Annotated in this window: 25 protein-coding genes and 2 pseudogenes; 15 read left to right on the top strand and 12 right to left on the bottom strand. The window is 62.2% G+C overall.

The annotated features are described in order from the left end of the window. Positions 1-21 precede the first annotated feature (21 nt). Entirely contained in the window at positions 22-1,545 is a 1,524-nt protein-coding gene (gene hisS, locus GR197_RS12975; protein WP_164010010.1) for a histidine--tRNA ligase, read from the bottom strand. Between the two features lie 135 nt (positions 1,546-1,680). Here hisS and GR197_RS12980 point away from each other — a divergent pair. The 3 genes and pseudogenes from GR197_RS12980 (at position 1,681) to copM (ending at position 3,331) form a co-directional block, all read left to right on the top strand. Then, positions 1,681-2,434 (top strand): annotated as a pseudogene (locus GR197_RS12980) (hypothetical protein). An 83-nt stretch (positions 2,435-2,517) separates the two neighbouring features. Further along, positions 2,518-2,901, top strand: a complete 384-nt coding sequence (locus GR197_RS12985) for a hypothetical protein (protein ID WP_164010012.1) — start codon at positions 2,518-2,520, stop codon at positions 2,899-2,901. A gap of 70 nt (positions 2,902-2,971) precedes the next feature. Next, positions 2,972-3,331, top strand: a complete 360-nt coding sequence (gene copM / locus GR197_RS12990) for a CopM family metallochaperone (protein WP_164010014.1) — start codon at positions 2,972-2,974, stop codon at positions 3,329-3,331. A 184-nt stretch (positions 3,332-3,515) separates the two neighbouring features. On the opposite strand, the gene GR197_RS12995 is transcribed toward copM, so the two are convergent. Beyond that, complete coding sequence (locus GR197_RS12995; protein ID WP_164010016.1) at positions 3,516-4,565, bottom strand: aldo/keto reductase; 1,050 nt, start codon at positions 4,563-4,565, stop codon at positions 3,516-3,518. Between the two features lie 314 nt (positions 4,566-4,879). Between GR197_RS12995 and GR197_RS13000 the strand changes: the two genes are divergently transcribed. Then, the gene (locus GR197_RS13000) at positions 4,880-5,584 is read left to right on the top strand and encodes an HAD family hydrolase (RefSeq protein WP_164010018.1); all 705 of its coding nucleotides are present in this window, start codon (positions 4,880-4,882) and stop codon (positions 5,582-5,584) included. A 17-nt stretch (positions 5,585-5,601) separates the two neighbouring features. On the opposite strand, the gene GR197_RS13005 is transcribed toward GR197_RS13000, so the two are convergent. Both GR197_RS13005 and GR197_RS13010 read right to left on the bottom strand, forming a co-directional pair. After that, positions 5,602-6,114, bottom strand: a complete 513-nt coding sequence (locus GR197_RS13005) for a hypothetical protein (protein WP_164010020.1) — start codon at positions 6,112-6,114, stop codon at positions 5,602-5,604. Next, complete coding sequence (locus tag GR197_RS13010; protein WP_164010021.1) at positions 6,111-6,740, bottom strand: DNA-3-methyladenine glycosylase I; 630 nt, start codon at positions 6,738-6,740, stop codon at positions 6,111-6,113. The genes GR197_RS13005 and GR197_RS13010 overlap by 4 nt, the downstream gene beginning before the upstream one ends. 261 nt (positions 6,741-7,001) lie before the next feature. On the opposite strand from GR197_RS13010, the gene GR197_RS13015 reads away from it, so the two are divergent. The 3 genes from GR197_RS13015 to GR197_RS13025 all read left to right on the top strand — a co-directional run bounded on the left by GR197_RS13015 (position 7,002) and on the right by GR197_RS13025 (position 9,614). Next, a complete protein-coding gene (locus tag GR197_RS13015) occupies positions 7,002-7,751 on the top strand; it encodes a L,D-transpeptidase (RefSeq protein WP_164010024.1) in 750 nt (249 codons plus the stop codon). A 372-nt stretch (positions 7,752-8,123) separates the two neighbouring features. After that, positions 8,124-8,816 (top strand): L,D-transpeptidase, encoded by a 693-nt coding sequence (locus tag GR197_RS13020; RefSeq protein WP_164010026.1) that lies wholly within the window; start codon positions 8,124-8,126, stop codon positions 8,814-8,816. A 123-nt stretch (positions 8,817-8,939) separates the two neighbouring features. Then, positions 8,940-9,614 (top strand): outer membrane protein, encoded by a 675-nt coding sequence (locus tag GR197_RS13025; RefSeq protein WP_164010028.1) that lies wholly within the window; start codon positions 8,940-8,942, stop codon positions 9,612-9,614. 27 nt (positions 9,615-9,641) lie between these two features. Here the strand turns inward: GR197_RS13025 and GR197_RS13030 are convergent, their stop codons facing one another. The 4 genes from GR197_RS13030 to GR197_RS13045 form a co-directional block, all read right to left on the bottom strand. Continuing rightward, positions 9,642-10,082, bottom strand: coding sequence for a hypothetical protein (locus tag GR197_RS13030; protein WP_164010030.1), 441 nt, complete (start codon positions 10,080-10,082; stop codon positions 9,642-9,644). A gap of 40 nt (positions 10,083-10,122) precedes the next feature. Beyond that, positions 10,123-11,433, bottom strand: coding sequence for a glycolate oxidase subunit GlcF (gene glcF, locus GR197_RS13035; protein ID WP_164010032.1), 1,311 nt, complete (start codon positions 11,431-11,433; stop codon positions 10,123-10,125). A gap of 238 nt (positions 11,434-11,671) precedes the next feature. Further along, positions 11,672-12,871 (bottom strand): glycolate oxidase subunit GlcE, encoded by a 1,200-nt coding sequence (glcE, locus tag GR197_RS13040; protein ID WP_164010034.1) that lies wholly within the window; start codon positions 12,869-12,871, stop codon positions 11,672-11,674. Continuing rightward, positions 12,868-14,307, bottom strand: coding sequence for an FAD-linked oxidase C-terminal domain-containing protein (locus tag GR197_RS13045; RefSeq protein WP_164010037.1), 1,440 nt, complete (start codon positions 14,305-14,307; stop codon positions 12,868-12,870). Before GR197_RS13045 ends, glcE begins: the two co-directional genes overlap by 4 nt. A 164-nt stretch (positions 14,308-14,471) precedes the next feature. On the opposite strand from GR197_RS13045, the gene GR197_RS13050 reads away from it, so the two are divergent. Further along, positions 14,472-15,368, top strand: coding sequence for a LysR family transcriptional regulator (locus GR197_RS13050; protein WP_164010039.1), 897 nt, complete (start codon positions 14,472-14,474; stop codon positions 15,366-15,368). A 71-nt stretch (positions 15,369-15,439) separates the two neighbouring features. On the opposite strand, the pseudogene GR197_RS13055 reads toward GR197_RS13050, so the two are convergent. Further along, positions 15,440-16,289: pseudogene (locus GR197_RS13055) on the bottom strand (LysR family transcriptional regulator). 137 nt (positions 16,290-16,426) lie between these two features. On the opposite strand from GR197_RS13055, the gene GR197_RS13060 reads away from it, so the two are divergent. Then, the gene (locus tag GR197_RS13060; RefSeq protein ID WP_164010042.1) at positions 16,427-17,422 is read left to right on the top strand and encodes a zinc-dependent alcohol dehydrogenase family protein; all 996 of its coding nucleotides are present in this window, start codon (positions 16,427-16,429) and stop codon (positions 17,420-17,422) included. 19 nt (positions 17,423-17,441) lie between these two features. On the opposite strand, the gene GR197_RS13065 is transcribed toward GR197_RS13060, so the two are convergent. Both GR197_RS13065 and GR197_RS13070 read right to left on the bottom strand, forming a co-directional pair. Further along, positions 17,442-18,599 (bottom strand): adenosylhomocysteinase, encoded by a 1,158-nt coding sequence (locus GR197_RS13065; protein ID WP_164010044.1) that lies wholly within the window; start codon positions 18,597-18,599, stop codon positions 17,442-17,444. Positions 18,600-18,697: 98 nt separating this feature from the next. Continuing rightward, on the bottom strand, positions 18,698-19,576 hold the full coding sequence (locus GR197_RS13070; RefSeq protein ID WP_164010046.1) for a LysR substrate-binding domain-containing protein: 879 nt from the start codon (positions 19,574-19,576) through the stop codon (positions 18,698-18,700). 262 nt (positions 19,577-19,838) lie between these two features. On the opposite strand from GR197_RS13070, the gene GR197_RS13075 reads away from it, so the two are divergent. The 5 genes from GR197_RS13075 to GR197_RS13095 all read left to right on the top strand — a co-directional run bounded on the left by GR197_RS13075 (position 19,839) and on the right by GR197_RS13095 (position 25,414). After that, complete coding sequence (locus GR197_RS13075) at positions 19,839-20,369, top strand: NUDIX hydrolase (protein WP_164010048.1); 531 nt, start codon at positions 19,839-19,841, stop codon at positions 20,367-20,369. Between the two features lie 63 nt (positions 20,370-20,432). Then, entirely contained in the window at positions 20,433-21,932 is a 1,500-nt protein-coding gene (locus GR197_RS13080; protein WP_164010050.1) for an inorganic phosphate transporter, read from the top strand. 119 nt (positions 21,933-22,051) lie between these two features. Further along, the gene (locus GR197_RS13085) at positions 22,052-22,789 is read left to right on the top strand and encodes a 16S rRNA (uracil(1498)-N(3))-methyltransferase (protein ID WP_164010052.1); all 738 of its coding nucleotides are present in this window, start codon (positions 22,052-22,054) and stop codon (positions 22,787-22,789) included. A gap of 146 nt (positions 22,790-22,935) precedes the next feature. Beyond that, complete coding sequence (locus GR197_RS13090) at positions 22,936-24,309, top strand: glutamate--cysteine ligase (RefSeq protein ID WP_164010054.1); 1,374 nt, start codon at positions 22,936-22,938, stop codon at positions 24,307-24,309. Between the two features lie 238 nt (positions 24,310-24,547). After that, on the top strand, positions 24,548-25,414 hold the full coding sequence (locus GR197_RS13095; protein WP_164010056.1) for a DUF937 domain-containing protein: 867 nt from the start codon (positions 24,548-24,550) through the stop codon (positions 25,412-25,414). Between the two features lie 87 nt (positions 25,415-25,501). Here the strand turns inward: GR197_RS13095 and GR197_RS13100 are convergent, their stop codons facing one another. Further along, a complete protein-coding gene (locus tag GR197_RS13100; RefSeq protein ID WP_164010058.1) occupies positions 25,502-25,801 on the bottom strand; it encodes a DUF1127 domain-containing protein in 300 nt (99 codons plus the stop codon). Positions 25,802-26,004: 203 nt separating this feature from the next. Here GR197_RS13100 and GR197_RS13105 point away from each other — a divergent pair, with 203 nt between their 5' ends. Next, positions 26,005-26,961 carry a LysR substrate-binding domain-containing protein gene (locus GR197_RS13105; RefSeq protein ID WP_164010060.1) on the top strand — a complete coding sequence of 319 codons (957 nt, stop codon included), beginning with the start codon at positions 26,005-26,007 and terminating at the stop codon, positions 26,959-26,961. Positions 26,962-26,964: the final 3 nt, after the last annotated feature.

The raw sequence follows: 26,964 nt of genomic DNA on the forward strand, positions 1-26,964 counted from the left end.
GGGGAGGGGTTGGGGAGGGGTTTACTGCGCATCGCCCGCCCTCTTCCGATCCTCCGCCTGCGCCGCAAGGATCTCCCTCACCTTGGCGACCAAGTCGGCTTCCGGCACCGTCTCCTGGGCCACGCGCGCCTCGCGCCAGCTGGCATTGTCCTCGATCTCGCCGGAGAGCCGTTTGCCCTCGATCAGATCCTTGATCTGCACGTCGCCGGTTGCGCGCTCGTCGCCGCCCTGGATGATGGCGATGGGGCAGCCGCGGCGGTCGGCATATTTCAGCTGGTTGCCGAACTTCTTCCAGTTGCCCTGGAACATCTCGGCGCGGATGCCGGCAGCGCGCAGCTGCTGCGTCATCTTCTGATAGCGGCCCATCGCCTCGACATCACCGTCCATGACGGTCACCAGCACGGGCTCGATGACTTCGCTGGCGCCGAGCTTGCCGAGGTTCTTCAGCGCCGTCATCAGCCTGGAGACGCCGATCGAAAAGCCGGTGGCCGGAACCGGCTGACCCATGAAGCGGGAGACGAGGCCATCATAACGGCCGCCGCCGCCGACCGAACCGAAGACGACCTTTTCACCCTTTTCGTTGGTGACGTCGAAGCTGAGCTCGGCCTCGTAGACCGGGCCGGTATAATATTCGAGGCCACGCACGACGGAAGGGTCGATCTTGATGCGGTCGGACTGATAGCCGGCGCTGGTGACCAGCGCACCGATGAAATTCAGCTCCTCGACGCCTTCGCCACCCCTAGAGGTTCCGGCAACGAGTTCGGCCAGGCGCTCTGCACTTTCGGCATAATCCTTGATGCCGACGAAGAACAGCACCTTGTCGATCTGCGCCTGGTCGAGACCGGCGCCCTTGGTGAAGTCGCCGGACTCATCCTTGCGGCCGGCACCGAGCAGCAGGGCCACGCCCTCCGAGCCGAACTTGTCGAGCTTGTCGATGGCGCGCAGCACGCTGAGCCGCTGGCCGGCCTTGTCGTCACCGCCGAGGCCGATCGCCTCCAGCACGCCATCCAGAACCTTGCGGTTGTTGACGCGGATGACATAGTCGCCGCGCCTGATGCCGAGGGCCTCAAGCGTATCGGCCATCATCATGCACATTTCGGCATCGGCCTGAACACCAGGCGCGCCGACGGTATCGGCATCGAACTGCATGAACTGGCGGAAGCGGCCGGGGCCGGGCTTCTCGTTGCGGAAGACGTAACCGGCGCGATAGGTGCGGTAGGGAAGCTGGATCTCGTTGAAATTCTCGGCGACATGACGGGCGAGCGGCGCCGTCAGGTCGTAACGCAGCGACATCCATTGCTCGTCGTCGTCCTGCAGCGAGAAGACGCCCTCGTTCGGCCGGTCGCTGTCGGGCAGGAATTTGCCCAGCGCATCGGTATATTCGAACAGCGGCGTTTCGTGCGGATCGAAACCATAATGCTCGTAGACTTCCCGGATCTTTGCCGTCATCTCGTTGACGGCACGGATATCGGCGGCCGTGCGGTCGACGAAGCCGCGCGGCAGGCGGGCTTTGAGCTTTTGCGGTTTCTTCTGCTTGTCGTTCATTTCCGGCAATTCCGCTGACTGTGACAGTGGCGGTTTCCTAGCGGATTGGGCAAGCAGCGGCAAGGGCGAAGGGCCTTGAAGCCGCAGGCAGAATCGATTGAAGCAGAGGCGTCCATCAGAAATGCGGATACATTCATGATCACCGAGACGCTTCTCTATGCCGCAACATGGCCGCTCACCGGCAAGCCCTATCGAAAGTTCATTCGCTATTCCGTCAATCTCTGGTCACGAGCCGGACGGTGCTCCAAGGATTGGGCCGAACATGAGGAGATGAGCCGCAATGCGATCCGCGCGGCTGCGGCCGATCTCAGGCAGAAGCGGACGGCCGTCGTGCTCGGCTCGGGCCTGCTGCGCGACGTGCCGATCGAAGAACTGGCGCGATTTCGACACCGTGGTGCTGGTCGATCTCGTCCATCTCGCCTCGGTGCGCCTGTGGCTGACGGCCAAGGGCTATCGCAATGTCCGGCTGATCGAGCGGGATCTCTCCGGCTATGACGATCTCGCCGCCGGCAGGGAACCCGAACCGCTCGGCTTCCTGCGCACGGTGCCCTATCTCGATTTCGTGGTTTCGGCCAACCTGCTGTCGCAGATCGGCCGCGGCGTCAAACGGCGCCACGAGGCCGAGGCCGGCCGCATGGCTGAAGATACGGTGGAAAGGCTGATCGCCGCGCATCTGGCCAGCCTTTCGGGGCTCTCTTGCCGCCATTGCCTGGTGACCGACATCGCCTATGCCGTTATCGACCGCAACGGCAGGACGCATGAAGAGGCCGACCTGCTGCATGGTGTCTCGCCGCCGCCGGCAAAGGCAGCTTGGACATGGCCGGTCGCGCCACTCGGCGAGGAGAGCCGGGATTATCGGATCGAGCACAAGGTGATTGCTGCCTGGTAAGAGGCATGACACTGCCGTGATCCGTCAACCTGCCATCGTCGGCCAGCTTGGCGCGCGGCCTGCATTCGCCTATATGAAACATCATGCGGACACTCGCGCTCATTACGATGTTACTCGGCTGGCTGGTCTACAGCGCCATGTCTGCATGGGCGGGCTGCCGGGCATGCGCGTCGATGAATATGCCGGTCGCCGTCGAGGCCGGCAGCATGCACCATCAGATGGCCGGCATGGATGTGTCCAAAGAGAATATGCCCGAGGGACCATGCCATGCTGCTCCCTTGAAAGAGCCCTGCGCCGGCGGTGACGCTGCGCATATGCCGCTTTGCGCCGCCTGTCTTCTGTTGCCGCCGACGGTGACGGTCATGGATGGCGGAACATCCGTTTTCGGCTATCCCGCCCCGGCACTTGCCCGCGCTCTGGATGATAAAAGGCCCGCGCCGCAGGCGCCCCCTCCCCGACTGTCCTGACTTCATTCCATGCCAATCAGGTAGCCCTGCTGCCTGGAAGATCTATTGTCAGACAGTGGAAGGATCTCTCATGTCTCTGAAAATCATTACGCTTGCTACAATGCTTGCTTTCGTTGCCGCCCCCAGCCTTGCCGAAGACATGTCGATGGACATGAGCAAGCCAATGGGCAGCCACGATGCGGCAAGCCACGCCTTCAGCGAGGCCAACGCCAAGATGCATAAGGATATGATGATCGAGTATAGCGGCAATCCCGATGTGGATTTCGTCCGCGGCATGATCCCGCACCATCAGGGCGCGATCGACATGGCGAAGATCGAGCTCCAATACGGTAAGGATGCCGAAATCCGCAAACTCGCCGGAGGGGTGATCAAGGCGCAGGAGGCCGAGATCGCCGAGATGAACGCCTGGCTCAAGGCTCACGGCAAGTAACAAGCCGTTCTTGGCTGCCGATAAAGTCGTCCACTCCTCTTTCGTCATGCTCGGGCTTGTCCCGAGCATCTGCAACGAGCGCAGCAGATCCTCGGCACAAGGCCGAGGATGACCGAGTAAAGAGCGAGGTTTGCAAGAAATGGGAACGCCGGAATATCCGGCGTTCCGCGAGTTCTCGGCGATCTCAATCCTTCGGCTCGAAATCGGCCGGGCGGCGGCCGGCGCCCTGGCGCGCCAGCATCCAGCCCGGATATTCCGGAGCAAGGGCGCTGACCTCGTCGAGCCTTTTCATATCGTCGCCATCGAGCTTCAGCTTGACGGCGGCGAGGTTCTGGTCGAGCTGGTCGACATGCTTGGCGCCGATGATAACGGTGGTGACAAAAGGCTTGGCGAGGATATAGGCGAGCGCCACGGTGGCGACGCTGACGCCGTGTTTTTCGGCGACCTCGCGCATGACGGCGACACAGGCCCAGGCCTTGTCCTTGTCGACGGGCGGGAAGTCGAAACTGGCGCGGCGGCCCTCGCCGTTGCCGGGCGCGCCGGGACCGTATTTGCCGGAGAGCAGACCGCCGGCGAGCGGCGACCAGACCATCAGGCCGAGCTTCTCCTCCTGCATCATCGGCACGATGTCGCGCTCCAGATCGCGGCCGGCGATCGAATAATAGGCCTGCACCGTTTCGAAACGGGCAAAGCCGCGGCGTTCGGAGAGGCCGAGCGCCTTGGAAATGCGCCAAGCCTGCCAGTTGGAGACACCGATATAACGCACGGGGCCGCGGGAAACGAGATCGTCGAAGGCGCGCAGCGTCTCCTCGATCGGCGTCACCGTATCGGTGGCGTGGATCTGATAGAGGTCGATATGATCGGTCTGCAGGCGCTTGAGGCTCGCCTCCACCGAATCCATGATGTGGCCGCGCGAGGCGCCGCGGTCGTTCGGCTTGTCGCCCATGACGCCGTAGACCTTGGTGGCGATGACGACATCCTTGCGGGGCACGTCGAGGTTCTTCAGCGCCTGGCCGAGCAGCCTTTCGGACTCGCCGGCAGAGTAGACATCGGCCGTGTCGATGAAATTGACGCCTGATGCAAGCGAGCGCTCGACGATCCGGTCGGCGGCATTCTGGTCGACGTCGGCGATGGCGCCCCACATGCTGCCCTGTTTGGCTTCGCCGAAGGTCATGGTGCCCAGGCAGATTTCCGAGACAAAAAGTCCCGTATTTCCGAGTTGATTGTAACGCATGGTCGAAAAATCCTTTGTGTCTGCCGCAAGAGGGGCTTGCGAACCGCTGAACGTCATTTTTTGATTATTGGCCTGCGCGTGACAGGCACAGCCGTGGCTGGCTGCACGGTGAGGCAAACTCGATGTAGTGCGGCAGCGGTGGTTTTCAACGCGCGCCTTGTCGCAGCGGCAGCGGAACGCCTTTGTCTCGACACAGCCCTTGTCTCGACACAGGCGAGCGGTAAATTGCCGGCCATATCTCAATGAAAGAGTTAGAGCATGATGTCATAAGAAAACCGCTGACACTTTTCGGCATCATGCTCAAAGGTACGCATATGACGACGCGACCACTGACCACGATCGGCTTCGATGCCGACGACACGCTCTGGCAGAACGAACAATATTACCGGCTGACGGAAGCGCATTTCACCGGGCTTCTTGCCGATTTCGCCGAAGGACCGAAGATTTCCGAGCGGCTGCTGGAAGCCGAGAAGCGCAACCTTCGCCATTACGGCTTCGGCATCAAGGGTTTTACGCTGTCGATGATCGAGACGGCGATCGAGATCACCGAGGGCAAGATTCCCGCCGGCGTGATCGCCAAGATCCTCGATACCGGCCGCGATCTTCTTTCCCATCCGGTCGAGACCATGCCGCATGTGCGCGACACGCTGGAGGCGCTTGCCGGCAAATATCTGCTGGTGATGATCACCAAGGGCGATCTCTTCGATCAGGAGCGCAAGCTCGCCCAATCCGGGCTCGGCGACTTGTTCGATGCCGTCGAGATCGTCTCCGACAAGACCGCCGTCACCTATCGGCGCATCTTCGCCAAGGTCGGCGACGGGCCGGAGCGGGCGATGATGGTCGGCAATTCGCTGAAATCCGACATCGTGCCGGCGATCGCCGCCGGCAGCTACGGCGTCTTCGTGCCGCACGAACTCACCTGGGTGCTGGAACATGTGGAAGAGCCGACGGAGGCGCCGCGCTTCCGCAAGATCGGCCATCTCGGCGAATTGCGCGACCTGATCGACCGGCTGGCATAGGGGGCAAAACGTTCCGTTTATTGCGGCTTGGCAGCCGGCGCCTTCGGAAACAGCGACGGGCGCTCCGGCTCGGCAGGTGGCTGCGGCTGCTTCGGCGCAGTGGCCAAAGGCTCGATCAGAATGCTGAAGGGCGCGCCGAGGCCGCGGCGCGGCGAGACCTTCGAATAGTAGGGACGCAGCAGCCAGGTGGTGTTTTCCTTGACCGTCGTCTCGAAGCTCAAGCCGTCCTCGTCGGTGCCGAAGAAAGCCTCGTCATCCGGTTTCGACAGGTCGAAGATCGCCAAGTAGGCGAACTTGCTTTTGGTGGCAAAGTCGATCTTCAGGTGCTGGCCGGTGCGCACCGGCAGCGTATAGACATGGCTGTTGCCGAACTTCGTCCAGCCCTTCAGCTGCATGGTGACGGCCGGGAACTGAAGTTTCTCAAGCTTCTCGCCGGGATCGAGCTGCGGCGTCTGCGCCATGGCTGAGACCGGCAGGAAAAACAGAGCAGCGGCGGCGATCAATGTTCTCACGGATGCATCTTCTTTCATGGACGAACCAAAGCGGCGCGCATCGCCTCGACCTCGGGACGGCAGAAGCAGCCCTCCAGATGATCGTTGACGAGACCCATCGCCTGCATGAAAGCATAAACTGTGGTCGGGCCGACAAAGGTCCAGCCGCGCTTCTTCAGATCCTTTGAAATCACCGTCGAGGTCGGCGTCGTCGGATTTGCGACGATATGATTGCGGTCGACCACCACGGGCCGCTCGTTATGGCCGGGTTCGTAGCGCCAGAAATAATGGGCGAGCGAGCCGAATTCCTCCCTGAGCGCAATGGCGCGCCTGGCATTGTTGATGGTCGACACGATCTTGCCGCGATGGCGGATGATGCCGGCATCGGCCAGGCAGCGAGCAACGTCCTCCTCGCCGAAGAGAGCGACCTTCTCGAAATCGAAGCCGGAAAAGGCGGCGCGAAAATTCTCCCGCTTGCGCAGGATGGTCAGCCAGGAAAGACCGGACTGGAAGCCTTCGAGGCAGATCTTCTCGAAGAGGCGAATGTCATCGGTGACTGGGCGGCCCCATTCCTCGTCATGATATCTGAGATAATCGGGCAGATTGGCGTGCCAGTGGCATCGGCTCCTGCCGTCCTCGCCGATGATGATGCCTGTCTCGCTCATGTCCGCTTCATTCCCGGGTCCGTCTGTTCGCCGGGTCCGCTTCGTTTTCCGGTTATGATTCCGGCTTTACCATTTGCAAACCGTCTTTCCAAACCGAACGGTAACCCTGACGAAAAGTTTATCCGGTCGGTCGGCTTTTCATGAATCGATCTTTACCATTCGCTGGCGGATTGGGTGGCAGCGTCTTTCCCGGGCGGAACATATCCGCCCAGGCGGATGTATCCCGCCAACGTTTTCGGTCATTTGTAGAGAGTCCGTCCGATGATGAAACAGCTTGTTTTTGCCGCAGCCATCTTCGGCATTTTCTCCACGTCCGCCCTTGCAGACGACCGCTACGCCACTCGCCCACCGGTCGTGCTCAGCCCTGACCTGACGGCGCCCTGGATCAATCAGTTGGGCGGCGGCACGGTTCGTCCCGTCGTCTACCAGCGGCCGGCCATCCAGCCGCAGCAGCGTGGCCTTTTCCAGCGCCGCGCACTGCGCCAGGCGCCGCAAGTGTCACCGCAGACCGTTTCGGCGATCAATCCCGGCATACCGGCGATCCGCCATCCGATCGAGCCGCAATACCTGCCGCAGATGGTCGACTACGACACGCAGGAAAGGCCCGGCACGATCGTCATCGATACCAACAACCGCTTCCTCTATCTGGTGATGCAGGGTGGCAAGGCGCGGCGTTACGGCGTCGGCGTCGGCAAGCCCGGCTTCGAATGGGCAGGCGCCCATAAGATCACCCGTAAGCAGGAATGGCCAGACTGGACGCCGCCGTCCGAGATGATCAGCCGCGAAGCCGCCAAGGGCCACTACCTGCCGGCGCGCATGGACGGCGGCGCGGAAAACCCGCTCGGCGCACGCGCCATGTATCTCGGCTCGACGCTTTACCGCATCCACGGCACCAACGCGCCCTGGTCGATCGGCAGCGCCGTCTCCTCCGGCTGCATTCGTCTGCGCAACGAAGACGTCGTCGACCTCTATGACCGCGTCAACGTCGGAACCCGCGTCATCGTCATGTAACGGCACGCATAGTAGCGAGAGCAATTCCAGCAGAAGTGTGCAGCGATTTTGCCAGGCAAAGCGGGAAGCGCTTTTGCGGGGAATTGCGTAAAAACAAAAGGATAGAGCATTTCCGCGTTTCGTAGAAAACGGGAATGCTCTAGAACAGGATGATTTTAGGCTCTATCGGCCTAAAATCTGAATCCTGCTCTAAATTAAATAGTTAGAGCATGATGTCGTCCGAAAACCGCACACACTTTTCGGCATCATGCTGTAGAAAGCCGCAAGAACAGGCGGCTCCCTCCTCCAAAAACGCCTTATCCGGCCACGCCGATCTTGAATCGGGCAGAAGTTCATGTAGCCTCGGGCGGATTTGCTTGAGGGGAATCAATCATGATCAAATTAATGCCGGGTCTGGCTGCCGCCGGACTTGTCCTGTCCTTGATGTCTACATCCGCCTTTGCAGCGCCGGCCGGCTCCACGCCCGACAATACACGGCATCCGACGCAGATTGTGCGCGTCGCGCAGATGCCGAAATATGTGAAGCCGCAGTTCAAGCGCAAGAAGGTGCGGCTGGTGACGCCGGAAGCGGCGGGCACCGTGATCATCGATACCAACAACAAGTATCTCTACCTCGTCGAAGGCAACAACCGGGCCACCCGCTACGGAATCGGCGTCGGCCGTGACGGCTTCGGCTGGTCGGGTGTCGTCAAGATCGGCCGCAAGGCCGAATGGCCGGGCTGGACGCCGCCGGCCGAGATGCGCCGCCGCGAAGCCGCCAAGGGTCACATGATTCCTGCCTTCCAGGAAGGTGGCGAGGACAATCCGCTCGGGGCGCGGGCCATGTATCTCTACCAGGGCGGCCGCGATACCATCTTCCGCATCCACGGCACCAACCAGCCGTGGACGATCGGCCTCAACATGTCTTCCGGCTGCATCCGGATGATGAACGAGGATGTGACGCATCTCTACGATCGCGCGCCCGTCGGCACCAAGGTGATCGTCATCGGCCCGGGCAACCGGCAGGGCAAGGTCGCTTTCGAGGATCGGGGCATCGACGTGCTGCGGACGATGTTCGGCGGCTGAGCAACACTCGCGAAAAAAACGAAAGGCGCTCTTTGACGCGCCTTTTATTTTTCTTAGACATTGCGGCGGAAAGCTGGCACATCTGCGGCAAGGACGACTTATTTGCAATATCGGGGCTATTCAATGACATATGCGCTGCGCTCTTCCGCTTCGCTGCTTGCGGGCATCGCGTTCTTCACGATCTGTTCGGCAGCCTCCGCCTCGGCGGAAGACCTGCAATTCTCTATCTACGGCGGCTATCAGACGGCACCGCATAGCGGCGTCGATCTTTCCGACGGCACGCATTTCACCGCCGGCTGGGAAGGCAAGTCCTTCGGCAGCCCGCCTTACTATGGCGGCCGCGTCACCTGGTGGCTTGAGAACTTCAACAAGCCGAACTGGGGTATTTCGCTCGATTATACCCATGACAAGGTCTATGCCGACGACGATACGCTTGAAAAGACCGGCTGGTCGCATTTCGAATTCACCGACGGCCTGAACCTCTTGACGGTGAACGGGCTCTACCGCTTCCAGGATCCTGCCCGCCGCTGGACGCCCTATCTCGGCGCCGGTATCGGCGTGAACATTCCGCATGTCGAAGTGATTCGCCCCGAAGGCAAGACCTGGGCTTATGAATTCGGCGGCGTGACGCTGCAGGCTCAGGCCGGCGTCGACTTCAAGGTGACCGAGCGCTGGTCGACCTTCGTCGAATACAAGGGCACCTATTCGCGCATCGACGTTCCGATCGACAGCGGCGTGGACCTGAAGACCAACATCTTCACCAATGCCGTCAACGTCGGCGTCGCGTTCCATTGGTAATTGAACAATTGAATTTCGGCTGCGGTGCTATTTTGCGCCGCAGCTGACCTTGCCCTCGACGGCATAGGGTTTGCTGCCGCCTTCGATCGTCAGGGAATAGGTGCCGCTGAAAGTTGCAGCCGGCTTGCCGCGTTCGCCGGCAACCACGACCAGATCCAGCGTTGCTCCGCCGGTGTCATCTTCGCCGCCATCAAAGACTTCCAGCAGCAGATCGCCGTCGCGCGACCAATGGTTGGTCAAATGCTGTGATTCGAAAACACGCTTGCCGAACACGGTCGATTGCGCCGGATCCTTGACAACAAGCGCGCCGCGGAAATGGTTGAGCTTGTGGCCGGCTTCGCTTTCGAAACCGCTTTCGAGCGTGAAGCGCGTTTCCGTGTCATCGGCGGAACAGAAAAAACGGCTATTCGCATGGGCAGTTCCTGCCGCAACGAGTAATCCCGCAAGCACAATCATTCCCCGCCACATCGTCTAAACTCCCGAGACCGGCCCGATCGGGCCTTTCTCGTCAATCTAGCGGCAAACCTCTTAATTTTTCCGGCACAGCGCCACCATAAGCCCAATCGAGCAGCTCGACCGTATGCAGGATCGGCATGCCGGTGCCGGTGGCGATCTGGGTGATGCAGCCGATATTGCCGGTGGCGATGACGTCGGCCTTGGTCGCCTCGATATTCTTGACCTTGCGTGCCTTCAAGGCAGCCGAGATCTCCGGCTGCATGATGTTGTAGGTGCCGGCGGAACCGCAGCAGAGATGGCCTTCCGCCGGATCGCGCACGATAAAACCTGCGGCTTTCAGCAATTGCTTCGGCGTCAGCGTGATGCGCTGGCCGTGCTGCATGGAACAGGCGGAGTGATAGGCGACGGTAATGCCCTTTGGCATATGCGCCGGCAGATCGAGGGTTGCGAGATATTCGGTGACGTCCTTGGCGAGGCCCGAGACCCTCGCCGCCTTTGCGGCATAGGCGGGATCGAGGCGCAGCATATGGCCGTAATCCTTGATCGTCGTGCCGCAGCCCGACGCGGTGATGATAATGGCATCGAGCCCCTGCCCGTCGATTTCGCGCGTCCAGAGATCGACATTGGCTCGGGCGCTGGCGAGCGCCTGTTCGGCGCGGCCCATGTGATGGACGAGCGAACCGCAGCAGACTTCGCCTTCCGGCAGCACGACCTCGACGCCGAGGCGGGTCAAAAGCCGGATCGCCGCCGCGTTGATGCCGGGATCGAGCACCGGTTGGGCACAGCCGGAAAGCATCGCCACCCGGCCGCGCCGTTCGGTCTCGGGCGGGTAGCTGCCGGGTTTTGCGAAGGCCGACGCTGCGGGGATGCGGCGCGGCGCAAGCGCCAGCATGGCGGCGAAGGGTTTCAGCGCACCTCCCCGCATCAGGCCGGCAAAGGGCCGGCCGAGGCGGGCAAGATTGAGCGCCAGGCGGAAACGGCCGGGATAGGGCAGCACGGCGGCAAGGATCGCCCGTGTCAGCCTGTTCATCAACGGACGCTTGTAGGTCTTTTCAATATGGGCGCGGGCGTGATCGACCAAGTGCATGTAGTCGACACCGGAGGGACAGGTGGTGACGCAGGCAAGGCAGGAGAGGCAACGGTCGATATGGGTGACGACCTCGGCATCGGCGGGGCGGCCGTTTTCCAGCATATCCTTGATCAGGTAGATACGGCCGCGCGGACTGTCGAGCTCGTTGCCGAGCGTCACATAGGTGGGACAGGTGGCCGTGCAGAAACCGCAATGGACACATTTGCGCAGAATCTGCTCGGATTCGGCGACATCAGGGTCGAGGAGCTGGGCGGGGGTGAAGTTGGTTTGCATCTAGCGAGGCCTCCGCTTCGAGGGCGTTGTGCCTGGGACACCCCCCTCTGTCCTGCCGGACATCTCCCCCACAAGGGGGGAGATTGGCTGGGGTTGACCGCTTCCCCAAACAACTAAGGCACTGCGATTCCACCACGGCAGATAGGAAGCACTGCTCCAACCTCTTGCCGATCTCCCCCCTTGTGGGGGAGATGTCCGGCAGGACAGAGCGGGGTAACCCAGACGCAGACTCATCTTCTCACCCCATCTTCCCCGGATTAAAAATCCCGGCCGGATCGAACTTCTCCTTCACCCGCTTCGACAGCATCGCCACCGCCTCGGGCTCCGGATGAAACGCCGCGGTTACCGCCCTCGCCTGCTCCGACGCGCGGATCAGCGTCGCATGACCGCCGCCGAGCGCCTTGATGTAGCGGCGAACCAGCTGGCCTTCGGGGCCGGCTTCCATGCGCAGCCAGACAAGACCTCCCTGCCAATCGTAGAAGGCGTCGACGCCAGCCTCGAGGCGTAGCGCTGCGACCAGCTGATGGCCGATGCCGGGAGCGACCGAGACGCGCCAGACCGGACGCGCCGTGCCGTCGGCAAAGGGCAGTACGTCGCGGATTTCCTGCCAGAGGCTGCGGCTTTCAGGCTCATCCAGCCGCGTCACCGTCGCAAAGGCGGACATTGCCGCCGCAAGCTTTTCCGAGCGCACCTCGACCGAACTGGCCAAGCCTTCGATGCGCAAAACCGTCGCCTCGCCCTCCGGCAATCTGCCGGCAAGAAATTTCCACGTCACCGTCAGCGGCAGGTGGGCGGCGCCGGAGACTTCGACCGGCAGCGCCATCGCCGCCGCCATGGCGTTTGCCGCCTCGGCGTCGTTGAGACCGGAGAGAACCACCGTGCGCTCGGTCTTCGGGCGCGGCGGCACCCGGAAAGTGACTTCGGTGAGGAAGCCCAGCGTGCCATGCGAGCCGGCGATCAGCTTGACGAGGTCGAGGCCGGTGACATTCTTCATCACCCGGCCGCCGGCCTTGATGATCTCACCCTTGCCGTTGACGAAGCGCACACCGAGCAGGCTGTCGCGGGCAGCCCCGGCGATCAGTCGACGCGGGCCGGAGACATTGGCGGCAAAGACACCGCCGATGGTCGGCTCGCCCGAGGTTCCCATGACAGGGCGATGATCCATCGGCTCGAAGGCGAGCATCTGGCCGCTGTCGGAAAGAGCTGCCTCGACCTCGGCAAGCGGCGTACCCGATCGCACCGTCATGACCATTTCGCCGGGGTTGTAGGCGACGATCCCAGCAAGACCGGTCGAGCGCAGCCGGTCTTCAGCGGCAACGGCATTGCCGAAACCCGAGCGGGTATCGCCGCCGCAGATGGCAAGCGGCCGGCCCACCTCCGCATGGGCGCGAACGATCGCCGCCGCCTCTTCCTCGCTTGTCGGCGTCAGATCGATCATGCGGCGGGGCGCCCTTCGAGCGGGAAGACCTTGGACGGGTTGAGGAGCCAGCCGGGATCGAAGGCAGCGCGCGCCGCCATCTGCTGGGTGAGATCGGCGTCGGAATATTGATGCCGCATCAGGTCGCGCTTCTCGATGCCGACGCCGTGTTCGCCGGTCAGGCAGCCGCCGGCGTCGACGCAGAGCCTGAGGATATCGTTGCCGGCCGCCTCGGCGCGGGCGGCATCCTCCGGATCGTTGGCGTTGAAGAGGATCAGCGGATGCATGTTGCCGTCGCCGGCATGGAAGACGTTGGCGACCCGCAGGCCGTAATGATCGATGATCTCCGCCGTTCGCTTCAGCACGTGGGACAGCTGGCTGAGCGGCACGGTACCGTCCATGCAGATATAGTCGGCGATCCGGCCGGTGGCGCCGAAGGCGGATTTGCGACCCTTCCAGATCAGCGCCGCTTCGGTGGCCGACTGGCATTCGCGCACGGTCTTGACGCCGTGGCGGCGGGCGATCTCGACTATGTCCTTCAGCGTGGCGTCCATTTCCGCTTCCGAGCCTTCGACCTCGACGATCAGCAGCGCGCCGACATCGAGAGGATAGCCGGCATGGGCAAAGGCCTCGCAGATCTCGATGGCCGGCTTGTCCATGAATTCGATCGCGACCGGGACGATGCCGGCGGCGATGACATCGGCAACACAGGCGCCGGCCTCTTCCGACGCTTCAAAGCCGAAGAGCACGGGGCGTGCGCCTTCCGGCTTGGCGATCAGCCGCACCGTCGCCTCGGTGACGATGCCGAGCTGGCCTTCATGGCCGCAGACGAGGCCGAGCAGGTCGTATCCCGCCGCGTCCAACGCCTTGCCGCCGAGTTCGATCACCGTGCCGTCGACCAGCACCATCCTGACGCCGAGCAGATTGTTGGTGGTGACGCCGTATTTCAGGCAGTGGGCGCCGCCGGAATTCATGCCGATATTGCCGCCGATGGTGCAGGCGAGCTGCGAGCTCGGATCGGGAGCATAGAAAAACCCGTCCGCGGAGACGGATTCGGAGATGTTGAGATTGGTGACGCCGGCCTGGACCACGGCGACGCGGTTCAGCAGATCGATTTCGAGGATGCGGTTCATCTTCGACAGGCCGAGCACGACGGCGTCCTCCTGCGGAATGGCGCCGCCGCAAAGCGAGGTGCCGGCGCCGCGCGGCACAACGGGAATGCCGTAGCGATGGCAATAACGCATGACGGCCGAAACCTCGGCGGTGGTGCGCGGCAGGGCGACGGCGAGCGGCAGGCGCCGGTAGGACACGAAGGCGTCGGTCTCGAACGGCACCAGTTCGCGGGCCTCATGAACCAAGCATTCCGGCGGCAGAAGATCGGTCAGATCGGCGACGATCTGGGCTCGGCGCGCCAGCACATCGGCGCGCGGCTCGAGAAACGATATGGCGTCGGACATGGCGTTCTCCCTGACCCTCTTTCATCGGGAAAATGACAACAGGAAATGGCAGCGGAAACCGGCCGCGAACCTCCCTGCCGCCGATAGACCCGGCTTAACACTTTCCCGAAACTGGCGCAAATGCTAAGCACTTATGCCAAAATAGGAAAAAGTCACAAAACCTTATGACCAATCTGGGTGATCTCGAAATCTTTGCCAAGGTCGTTTCGACAGGCAGCATGTCGCTTGCCGGGCGCGCGCTCGGCTTTTCTCCCGCCGTCGTCTCCAAACGGATCAAGCGGCTGGAGGATCGGCTGGGCACCCGGCTTTTGCAGCGTACGACGCGGCAGATCTCGCTGACGGAGGCCGGACAGGGTTTCTACGACCGCGTTCTCGGCATTCTCGCCGGTCTGGAAGAGGCGGAATTCTATATTTCCGGCCGCTCGGCGCAGATGCACGGCACGCTGAAGATCTCGGCACCGACCTCCTTCGGACGCATGCACATAGCACCGCATCTGAAGATGTTCATGCTGGCGCATCCGGAGCTTGCGATCAACCTGGTGCTGACGGACGAATTCAGCGACATCGTCGGCGGCGGTTTCGACCTGGCGATCCGCATCGCCGAACTCACCGATTCTAGCCTCGTCGCCCGCCGACTGGCGCCGGTGCGCCGGCTGCTCTGCGCCTCACCGGATTACCTCGCGGCACATGGCGAGCCCAGGCATATCGATGAGCTGAAACACCACCGCTGCCTGCCGGCGCACAACAATGATACATGGCGGCTGAACGGGCCGGAAGGGCCACTCAGCCTGCGGCCGGAGGGTATGCTGATCACCAATTCCAGCGAAGTCATCCGCGAGGCGGTCATCTCAGGTCTCGGGATCGCCCTGCGCTCCACCTGGGATATCGGCGAAGAGCTCAAAGCCGGCCGGCTGATGCAGGTGCTGCCGGCCTATGAGGGTTCGCACAATGTGGCGCTGTCTGCCGTTTATCCCAGCCGGCAGTTCCTGCCGGCCAAGGTGCGGCTGTTCATCGACTATCTGGCGGAGCTTTACGGACCCGTCCCCTATTGGGAGCGCTGACGGCAGGCCCAGCCAATACACTGGAGCGATGTCGTCCCGAAAACCGCTCACGCGTTTCGCACCAGCGTCGTTCAGCCCGCCAATCTTTCGATGACGAGATCCAGGAGGGCGCGCAGCCGCTCCAGGCGTTTCATGTCGCGGTGATAGCCGACCCAGGTGTCGCGGCCGGGCGGTGCCTCGCCGAGATCGACCAGTTCGATGGCAGCAAGGGAATCACCGAGCGGCCGCGGCAGGACCGCGAGCCCTGTTCCATTGGCACATAGCCGCCTGCACATCGCGGCTGTTGCTGCGCAAGACGATTTCGGCCCGCGGCAAGAGGCGCTGCAGCCAGCCGACATCCGGCATATCGCCGAAAGCCTCGTCCATGGTGACGAGGCGGGCGCCGGCGCCGTCGAATGCTCTCGGGTGCGGCGCGCCGCGGCGGATGTAAAGGCCGTATTCAATATGGATGAGCTTGCGCGATATGATCTCCGCTTCCGTAAAGGGCTGAATGCGGAAAACGAGGTCGGCTTCGCGCCGCGGCAAGCTGAGAAGCCGGCTGTCGGTCAATAATTCAACCACCACCTTGGGGTGGACTTGGGAGAATTCCGCCAGCACCGGCGAAAGCATATGCACGCCGAACCAGTCGGATGAGGACAGCCTGAGAAAACCACCGAGCTGGCGGCTGCCGCCGGCAAGGACGCGCTCCACAGCAAGCGCCTCCTCCTCGATGCGTTCGGCACCGGCGAGCACGACCGCGCCTTCCTCCGTCAGCACGAAGCCCTCGCTGGTGCGCTGAAACAGCGTCTGGCCAAGAGAGGCTTCAAGGGCACGCAACCGCCTCCCCATCGTCGGCTGCGTCAGCCGGAGGCTGCGGGCTGCTGCCCCCAGCGTGCCGAACCGCGCAATCGCCAGAAACAGCTTCAGGTCGCTCCATTCCATCGCTGGTATCCATCAAACAAAAATGCATGGGCTTCAGTCGTTGTCTTTCATTTTCATTCGCGTTTCAATGAGCGATCTTTCTTCCAGAAATACCGGTTGCGACCGTAGACGCCACACTGCGAACGAAGGAGAGTTGCATGTCGATACAATCAACGATGAAAGCGCTGCTGGCGGAATCGCCGAATTCGCCATTGCGGATCGCCGATGTTGCAAAGCCGGTGCCCGGCGAAGGCCAGGTCCTGGTGCGTATCATGGCGAGCGGCGTCAATCCGCTCGACCTCAAGATCCGAGCCGGCAGTGCGGCCCATGCGCGCCACCCGCTCCGCGCCATTCTTGGCATCGATATGGCCGGCATCGTCGAAGAGATCGGACCCGGCGTCGACGGTTTCCGCAGCGGCGACGCGGTCTATGGCATGACCGGCGGCGTCGGCGGCGTTCAGGGATCGCTTGCCGAATTCGCAGCCGTCGACGCCGGACTGTTGGCACCAAAGCCGCAAAATGTTTCGATGCGCGAGGCCGCCGCATTGCCGCTGATCGCGATTACCGCCTGGGAAGGGCTCGTCGACCGTGCCGGAGTGAGAGCCGATCACAAGGTCCTCGTGTTGGGCGGCGGCGGTGTCGGCCATATCGTCGTGCAGATCGCCAAGGCCGTCGGGGCGCAGGTCTATGTCGTCGACGGCGCTTCGAAAATGGACTATCTCGCCGGTCTCGGTGCAACGCCGATCGATCGTGCCGCGGAAACGGTGGAAACCTATGTCGCAAGACATACCGGCGGCAAGGGGTTCGATCTGGTCTACGATACGGTCGGCGGCCAGGGGCTCGATACGGCGTTCCAGGCCGTCAGCCGGTTCGGCCATGTCGTGAGCTGCCTTGGCTGGGGAAATCACGCGCTGGCGCCGCTCTCCTTCAAGGCGGCGACCTATTCCGGCGTTTTCACGCTGCTGCCGCTTTTGACCGGCGAAGGACGCCCCCATCACGGCGAGATCATGCGAGAAGTGACGAAGCTGGTCGAAGCCGGCAAGGTGATGCCGAGGCTCGACCCGCACCGCTTCATGCTTGGCGATACCGACGAGGCACATCGGCTGATCGAAAACCGGCAGGCGGACGGGAAGCTCGTCATCGAGATCAACTGATCTCAACTCGCCGAATGACCTAGCGCGCCAAATCGAGATAAGCGTTGGCCACCATCGCGTCGATATCGCCGGGGACCGGCACGATGCAGGCTTGGGGACCGGCCTCGCCCTTGGCGATGCGTTCCAGGCAGCGGACCTGAAGGGTGAAGCCGAGATCCATCGATTCGGCGGAATTGCCGAGCGGCCGCGGACCGGCGAGATTGGCCATATGGCCGCCCCCAAGCACATGGAAGGAACGGCCGCCGGCGAGATGGAACGTCTCGATATGATCGGCCTCGTAGCGATCGATGCCGACGACATCCGGATGCCGACGGAAGGCCTCGATATCGATCTCATGCGGGAAATGGCCGCCGTTCATCAGGATCGCCCCGTCCTTGACGAGCGGCAGGTCGACCGCAGTGACGATGCCGGCAAAGCCGGTGACGGTGACGATTATATCGGCCGAGCGGATTGCCGCCTCGCGCAGCGGCGTGGCGAAACCATCGAGATGGGCTTCGAGTGTCGTCACGGCGTCGATATCGACGACGCTGACGGTGGAAAAGGCGTTGCGGAAATAGGCAGCCGTGCCCTTGCCGCAAGCGCCGTAGCCGAACACCGTCACGCGTTTGCCGTTGGTGGAGCGGTTGGTGAAGCGCAAATAGCTTTCGAACAGGCTCTGGCCGACGGCATGCCGGTTTTCGGCAAACTGCTTGATCGGGCTGTCGTTGATGACGAGGATCGGCATGTTCAGGCGTTCGCGCAGCGGCAGCAGTCGCGTCCGCCCGGAGGTGGTCTCCTCGGTGCCGCCGCGGAGATTGGCATAGGGCTTTTCCGCCGCCATGGCGAAGAGATCGCCGCCATTGTCGAGCAGCAGATCCGGCTTTTCGGCCATCACCGCTTCGAGGCTCCGATGGTGGGCAGCGGGATCGGTCGTCTGCGTGGCGAAGACCGCAATACCCTGGGATCGCAGGAATTCGACCGTCGAAGGCTGGGTGCTGTTGAGATTGCCGGTGCAGACAAGACGGGCGCCGCCGGCGCGAAGCGTCATCAGCAGCGCCACCGTCTTCGGTTCCAGATGAATGCCGGTGCCGATCGACAGACCAGCGAAGGGACGCGTCCGCTCGAATTCGGCCGCCGTCGCCTTTAGCAGCCGGCAGCTGCTGCCGATCCAGTCGATGCGCGTCGCAGTCTTTTCCATCATTTCATCCCCGTTGCCGATGCTCCAACATTTTTAACGAAGCGACAGGGCGGCGAATATGGAGGTTATTCTGTCGAAGGAGCAGAAAATCTGCCCTTTCAGCTCGCTTTCCCACAACGGCGCAGCCAGCCGTGCAGGGCCGCAAAACCCGGTCGCTTGGCATCCGGCGTGCGGCAGCAGAGGCTGTAGCCGGACGGACGGGAGATGAAGCCGTAGGGTGCGACCAGCTGACCCCGCAGAAGATCGTCCTCGATCGAGGCGCGCGGCGCAAGGGCGATGCCGAGCCCCGAGCGGGCGGCACCGAGCGCCAGCAGCAGATCTTCGAATTCCTGGCGGCGGGAAAAGGCAACCGGCGGCGTGCCGCTTTCGACAAACCACTCATCCCAGAGCTTGGGAACGCTGCGGCTGGCAAGCATGGTGAGCCGGCCCATCGCCGCCGGGTCGTCAGATAGCGTCGCGGCAAGCGCCGGTGTGGCGACCGGGCCGAACTCGTCCTCCATGAACCGCACGGCGCTAATCCCCGCGGACGGCCGGTATTCACCGCCCATGATCACAGCGTCCAATTCCGGATGCATCTGCAGCGGTTCGACCACCGTCATCGGTACGATGTCGACCACTATATCGCCGAGACTCGTCTGCATGTCCGCGACACGCGGCATCAGCCACCAGACCGCGAAGGCGGAGGGCACGCCGAGGCGGATGCAGCTCGGCACCACGCCTTCAAGCTCGCAAGCAGCGCGCTGCAGAATGTCGAAAGCCGCGCCCGACGCCTCGGCGAAAGCGCTGGCCTCCGCGGTCGGGACCAGCCTGCGGCCGTCGCGCGCAAAGAGCTTGCGGCCGAAGTGGCCCTCCAGTGTGGCAATCTGCTGGCGCACAGCGCCGCGCACCACGTTCAGCTCTCCGGCAGCCCTCAGAATGCTGCCGTGACGGCAGACTGCCTCGAAGGCGCGGACGGCATTGAGCGGTGGAAGGCGCATGATGACAACAATCAGAAATGATAGTGGATCACTTGATCTTGCCATTGAACGAAAGGCAAGCCCACGTCATATTGTACACCTGTGCAACGTGACGCATTCGAAACAGGCCGTGACGGATTTTTAAGTCTGGCGCAGCGTGATTTCCTCTATGAATGGGGATCGAATCGCATTCGGAGCGTCTGCAGCTTTTGGATTGCGTAAGCTTTTCGTGATACACTTATATGAGTGATTCCTAACAACCACTGCGAAGGTGACCCGACAGTTGACTCTTCTCGCCCGATTGGCATCCGATGTGCAGCTGATGTTCCGGCGTCCGCCGCGACAGCAATATGGTGCGATCTGCTATCGGGTGAAGAAGAAGAGCGGTGATGTCGAGGTGCTTTTGATGACGAGCCGCGATACCGGTCGCTGGGTTATTCCCAAGGGCTGGCCGATGGGGGGTAAATGTGCCCACGAGGTCGCCGCACAGGAGGCCTTTGAGGAAGCCGGCGTCCGCGGCGCGGTCGAGACGGAAACCCTTGGCGCTTACAGCTATCCGAAAGTCCTGCGCGACGGCGTGCAGGTGGCCTGCAAAGTGCAGGTCTATGCGCTTGAAGTCACCGATATGGCGAAGAATTTCAAGGAAAAGGGCGAACGCCGCATCGAATGGGTCTCGTTCGACGAAGCGGCCGGGCGCGTGCGCGAGCCTGAGCTGCGCGGCCTTTTGCTGGCCTTCAAGCGAAAGATGACCGAGAGGCTTTCGGCCAGCGCAGTAAAGCAGGGACCAGCGGGCAAACAGATTTCGGCGGAATGAATCCTGCCATCTTGCGCTGCTAGAAGAGCAGCGTAGAAGCAGATTTCATACCTCGGAAAAAGAATGCCGCCACGTCCCACAATCCTCACGAAACGCACGCTCGACAAAGACCTCGCCAAGATCACCCATGCCGAGGACGCGGCGAAGCATGTTTTGCGGCGGCTGGTGGCGCCCGGTCTCGGGCTGATCTTCGTCGGTCTGGCCATGCTGTTTGCCGGCGTCTACGTGTTCGACCGGCCGGGCGCGGTGCTCGTCGTGGCGGCGGCAGCCCTTGCCGGCTACATGGCGATGAACATCGGCGCCAATGACGTGACCAACAATGTCGGCGCTGCCGTCGGGGCGCGCGCCATGACGATGGGCCAGGCGTTGGTCATCGCTGCGATTTTTGAGGTTCTCGGCGCGACGATCGCCGGCGGTGAGGTCGTCAAGACGATCTCCTCCAACATCGTCGACGCCGTCCAGGTGCCGCCGGCGCTGCTTGGCTGGATCATGATGGCGGCACTGATGGCCGCAGCCCTCTGGATCAATCTCGCAACCTGGATGAACGCGCCGGTTTCCACCACCCATGCGATCGTCGGCGCAGTGATCGGCGCCGGCATCGCAGCCGTCGGGCCAGAACCGGTGAACTGGCAGGTAATGTTGGAGATCACCTCCAGCTGGATCACTTCGCCGCTGATCGGCGGGCTGATCGCGGCCGGATTGCTATACCTCGTCAAGACCCTGATCATCTATCGCGACGACAAGGTCGCGGCCGCCCAGCGCTGGGTGCCTGTGCTGGTGGCGGTGATGGCCGGCGGCTTCATGGCCTATATGGTGCTGCAGCTGTCGCCCACCGGCAAATTTCCGTCTTCCACCATCACTCTCATCGGAATCGGCATCGGCCTGGTCAGCTGGCTTGCCGCCCGGCCGCTCGTGCTCGCCCAGGCGCGGAACCTGGAAAACCGCAACAGCTCGTTGCGGGTGCTGTTCAGGCTGCCGCTGATCGGCTCTGCGGCGCTGCTTTCGTTCGCCCATGGCGCCAACGACGTTTCGAACGCGGTCGGGCCGCTTTCGGCGATCGTCCATTCGATCGGCATTGGCGGCAGCGGCGGCATCGGCCATCCGCCGCTCTGGGTGATGCTGATCGGCGCCTTCGGCATCTCCGTCGGCCTGCTGCTCTTCGGGCCGCGCCTCATCCGCTTGGTCGGCGAGGAGATCACCAAGCTCAATCCGATGCGGGCCTATTGCGTCGCGCTGTCGACCGCCTTCACCGTCATCGTCGCCTCCTGGCTCGGCCTGCCGGTCAGCACCACGCATATCGCCGTCGGCGCCGTCTTCGGCGTCGGCTTCTTCCGGGAATGGTATACGCGCCATTCGAAGCGCCGCATCGCCTATATCAGGCGCAAGGCCGAAAGCTTCGATATCGACGAGCCGGAGGAGCCGAACATCCACGAGACACGCCGGCGCTATCTCGTGCGACGCTCGCATTTCATGACGATCATCGCTGCCTGGATCGTCACCGTGCCGGTTTCGGCAGCGCTTGCGGCCATGATTTATTGGGTTATGTTCGTGCTCTTCGTCTAGAACAGGATGATTTCAGGCGCGCTCGGCCTGAAATCTGAATCCTGATCTGCATTAGAGCATGATGTCATGAGAAAACCACTCACACTTTTCGACATGCTCTGAAACCCACGAGTTTTTAAATGCGCGCCAATTTCCGTATGCAACGGCTTTTCGTCGACGCGCCGCTTTCCAGCGCCGCCGCCCTCGAGGCGAATGCCGACCAGTTCAATTATCTCGCCAACGTGCTGAGGATGGAGGACGGCGGGGAGATCCTGCTTTTCAACGGCCGCGACGGCGAGTGGAAGGCGACCCTCTCCTTCCCCACACGCAAACGCATCCTGATGACCGCAATCGAAGAGACGCGGCCGCAGCCCGCGCCATGCGACCTGCATTATCTCTTTGCCCCGCTCAAGGTCGGCCGCCTGGACTATCTCGTGCAGAAGGCGGTGGAAATGGGCGCCGGCCTGCTGCAGCCGGTCATGACCCAGCACGTCCAGGGAAAGATCACCAATCTCGACAAACTGCGCGCCAATGTCGTCGAAGCGGCGGAGCAATGCGGCGTTCTCGGCATCCCCGATGTCGCCGAGCCCGTGAGGCTTCTCGACCTGCTCGACCGCTGGCCGAGGGAGCGCCGCATCATCTATTGCGACGAGGGCGATGCCGGGCAAAACCCACTGCCGGTGCTGTCGGCGATCAAGGAAAGGCATCTTGCTCTGCTCGTCGGGCCGGAGGGCGGCTTTTCGGAAGAAGAGCGGGCGCGGCTTCGAAGCCTCGATTTCGTCACCGCGATTCCGCTCGGACCGCGCATCCTGCGGGCCGATACGGCAGCGGTTGCAGCCTTGGCGGTGGTCCAGGCGGCGATCGGCGACTGGGCCTGACGTAGAAAACGGGTTGACATTGAAATCGGTGCTATTTTTTTGATGCCTCGTTGAAAGAATTTCACTTGCAACATGGGTGGCTTGGGTCCAAATCACCCTTCCAATTGCCCGGCCCCCTGGGCGCCTATTCAATACAGGTATCCCGCATGGCCCGCGACACCACCGACCAGACACCGCTCTCTTCGGTCCAGGATCTGACCGATTATATTGCCGCGGGCAACAAGCCACGGGAGCGCTTTCGGATCGGCACCGAACACGAGAAATTCGCCTTCTTCCGCGCCGACAACAGCCCGGTTCCCTATTTCGGCGATGCCAGCATTTCGGCCCTGCTGACCGGCCTGCAGACGAAGAACGGCTGGGAGCCGATCACGGACGGCGGCAACATCATCGGCCTTGCCGAACAGAATGGCATGGGCGCCATCTCGATCGAGCCCGGCGGCCAGTTCGAACTCTCCGGAGCACCGCTGGAGACGATCCACGAGACCTGCAGGGAATCGAACCAGCACCTGGCGACGCTACGCGAAATCGCCGAACCGATGGGCATCCGCTTCCTCGGCATTGGCGGCAGTCCGAAATGGACCTATGCGGAAACCCCGCAGATGCCGAAATCACGCTACGAGATCATGACCCGCTATATGCCGAAGGTCGGCACCATGGGTCTCGACATGATGTACCGCACCTGCACGATCCAGGTGAATCTCGATTTCTCCTCGGAAGCCGACATGCGCAAGAAGATGCGCGTCTCGATGAAGCTGCAATCGCTGGCGACCGCGCTCTTCGCATCCTCGCCCTTTACCGAGGGCAAGCCAAACGGGCTGCTCTCGTGGCGCGGCGATATCTGGCGCGATGTCGACAACCGGCGCGCCGGCCTGCTCGATTTCACCTTCCGCGACGACTTCAGCTTCCGCGACTATGCCGAATGGGCGCTCGACGCGCCGATGTATTTCATTGTCCGCGACGGCCGCTATCACGACTGTACCCATGTGACGTTCCGCCAGTTCATGAATGGCGCGTTGAAGGGTGAGATCGCCGATCCGGCGCCGACGATGGGCGACTGGACGAACCATCTCTCGACGCTCTTCCCCGACGTGCGGCTGAAGCGTTTCCTCGAAATGCGCGGCGCCGACGGCGGCCCGTGGCGGCGCATCTGCGCACTGCCGGCCTTCTGGGTCGGCCTGCTCTATGACGATGCCGCACTCGAGGCCGCCGACGCGTTGACGAAGGATTGGAGCTTTGCCGAGGTCGGCGCGCTGCGCAATGCTGTTCCGGCGCAAGGCTTGAAGGCGCAATTCCGCGGACATTCGCTCTTCGACATGGCGCGCGAAGTGGTCGGCATATCGAAGGCTGGCCTCAAGGCCCGCGGCAAGCTCAACGGCGAAGGCCAGGACGAGACGATCTTCCTGGCGCCGCTCGACGAGGTGCTCGCCAAGAAGGCGACGCTCGCCGAGGATCTGCTGTCGCTCTACCACGGCCGCTGGCACGGCTCGGTGGAACCTGTCTTCGAGGACTATCAGTACTGAGCTCAGCCAAAATTTCTCTCTAAAGCGCGTCGCGATCTTTCAGATCCGTTCCTCGCGCTTTAGCCCTTTGTTTTACGCATGCGTTAGCGGCAAAAGCGCTCGGCGCTTTGCCTGGCAAATCCGCTGCACGCTTTTGCGGGACATGCTCCTAAGTTCTTATGGCAAAAAGCGGTTTGCGCTCTGCCATTTCAGGTTATAGTGGCGCCACAATACGCCGCGAACCGGGAAAGGGACTTCCATGCTGCCACTCTTCGACATGATGATGCAGGCGCAGAACGGCGCGGCGATGGAGGCGGTCGCCCGGCAGTTCAACCTCGCGCAGGAACAGGCGACCAAGGCGATGGCGGCGCTGATGCCTGCCTTCTCAGCCGGCCTGAAACGCAGCACCAGCAACCCTTATGATTTCGTCGGGTTGATGCAGGCTGTCTCCTCCGGCAATTATGCACGATATTTCGAGGATATGAGCCGGGCCTTCACGCCGGAGGGCATTTCCGACGGCAACAACATCCTTGCCCAGCTTTTCGGCTCGAAGGAGGTTTCGCGCGCAGTGGCGGCGCAGGCCGCACAGATGACCGGCATTGGCCAGGACATCTACCAGCGGATGCTGCCGGTGCTCGCCGATACGCTGATGGGTGGGCTCTTCAAGCAGACGACCGGCCAGATGGCCTCACCGGTCAACCCCTTCGCCAACTCGGCGATGGGCGAGACCATCCAGAAATGGCTTGAGAGTACCGGCTTTGCGCCGAAACCGAAGACAGCCCCGGAGGCCAGCATCTTCGACAATCCCTTCACCCAGGCGATGCAGCAGATGTTTTCGGTACCGAGGGCGGAACCGGCGTCTCAGCCGAACCCCTTCCTCGACAATCCCTTTGCCAAGGCCTTTCAGGAGATGATGGGCGGGCTTGGCCAGCAGCCGGCGGCCAAACAGCCGGCGGCGAAGCCCACAGGAGCGCCGAAGGAAGAGGCGAAGGTCAATGCCGACAGCTATACCGAGATGCTGAACGCCATGTTCGACAGCGGATTGGAAGTGCAGAAGACCTACCAGAGGAACCTGGAAGCGATTTTCGAGACCTATCGGCCGAAGGCGCCTGAAACCAAGGCATAAAAAAACCCGGCGATGGCTTGGGAAAGCCGATCACCGGGTCAAGCAGCAGGGCTATTGGCTATCACCCTGCGGGGAAACTCGACGCTCCTACTCTTCGTAGGAGCGGAAGAGCGACAGGCGCCAGCGATTGCGCGCTGAGCGCGTCAGATGTTCCGACGGGTCCTCGAAGAACGTCGAGGCCAGGAACGCAGAGGTCAGGTCGGCCCTGCTAAGGCCAATATCCCTCAGCTGCGTGTCATTCAGATCATGCAGCGCGTTGATCTCCATGCGATTGCGGAACCCGCGAAAGAGGGAGACCAGCGGAGCGAGGCCTGCCGCCAGACGCTGGAAAAGCGTCGGGGTAAGCTTGCTGCAGTCGAGTTCTAGTGTTCGGTCTGTCGTGTGCATCGAACTCTCCTTTCTCGGGCACGCAACAACCCAACCCCTTCCGCGAGGTCGTGCGGAAAGGGATAAGGCTGAATTCTGCTTGGACAGGCAGGGTGTCTGTCCTTCACTTTGCTTGATTTGCATCCCGAAGATGCCAAAGAGCTATTGATCAGTCCAACGAATGTTTCTAATGATTATCATCAGCTATCTTTATGGGTGACACCATGGCCGCGCCTCTTGATCTCGACCAGTTGCAGACTTTCATCGCCATCGTCGATTCCGGCAGCTTCACCAAGGCCGCCGACAGGGTCTACAAGACCCAATCGGCCGTCTCCATGCAGATGCGCCGTCTCGAAGAGCGCATCGGCAAGCAGCTGTTCATCAAGGACGGCCGCGGCAACCGACTGACGGTCGAAGGTGAAAAACTGCTCAACTATGCCCGGCGCATCATCCGCCTCAACAATGAGGCGATCGCGGCGTTCGACGATAACAGGCTGGAGGGAACACTGCGCATCGGCACGCCGGACGATTATGCCGACCGCTACATGCCCGAGATCATCGGCCGCTTCGCCAAGACGCATCCGAATGTCGAGCTCTACATCGTCTGCGAGCCCTCTGTGGATCTGGCCGAGCGCATGCACAAGGGCGAGCTGGACATTGCCCTCGTCACCCACAATCCCCGCGAGCGCATGTCCGATGTGGTGAGAACCGAGCCGCTTTGCTGGGTGGGTTCGGCAAACCATCCGATCCGCGACGACGCGCCGGTGCCGCTTGCCGTCGGCCGGCGGGATTGCCAGTGGCGACAGCTTGCCTGTTCGGCGCTCGATGCTGTCGGACGCGAACACCAGATCTTGTTCACCAGCTGGTCCTGCACCGTCGTTGCCGCAGCCGTGCTTGCCGGCATGGCGGTCTCGGTCATGCCGGAATCGGCGCTGCGAACCGGCATGAAGGTGCTGAGCCAGGCGGACGGTTTTCCGGCGCTGCCGCCGGTGCAGATCGGCATCATGAAGCGGCCGGGCGTTTCGCTCTCGCTGATGAACGCGATCACCGCCCATATCACCGCCTGCCTCGACAACATCACGCCTGCTGTCGTCGACGACAACCTCGATGCGGATGTCAAATCCGCCCAGGCACGCCTTTATCCGCGGCTGAAGGCCGCCAATATGGTGCCGAGCTGGTAAGGC

The sequence above is a fragment of the Rhizobium phaseoli genome, from assembly GCF_010668805.1.
GTDB classification, from domain to species: Bacteria; Pseudomonadota; Alphaproteobacteria; order Rhizobiales; family Rhizobiaceae; genus Rhizobium; species Rhizobium phaseoli_A.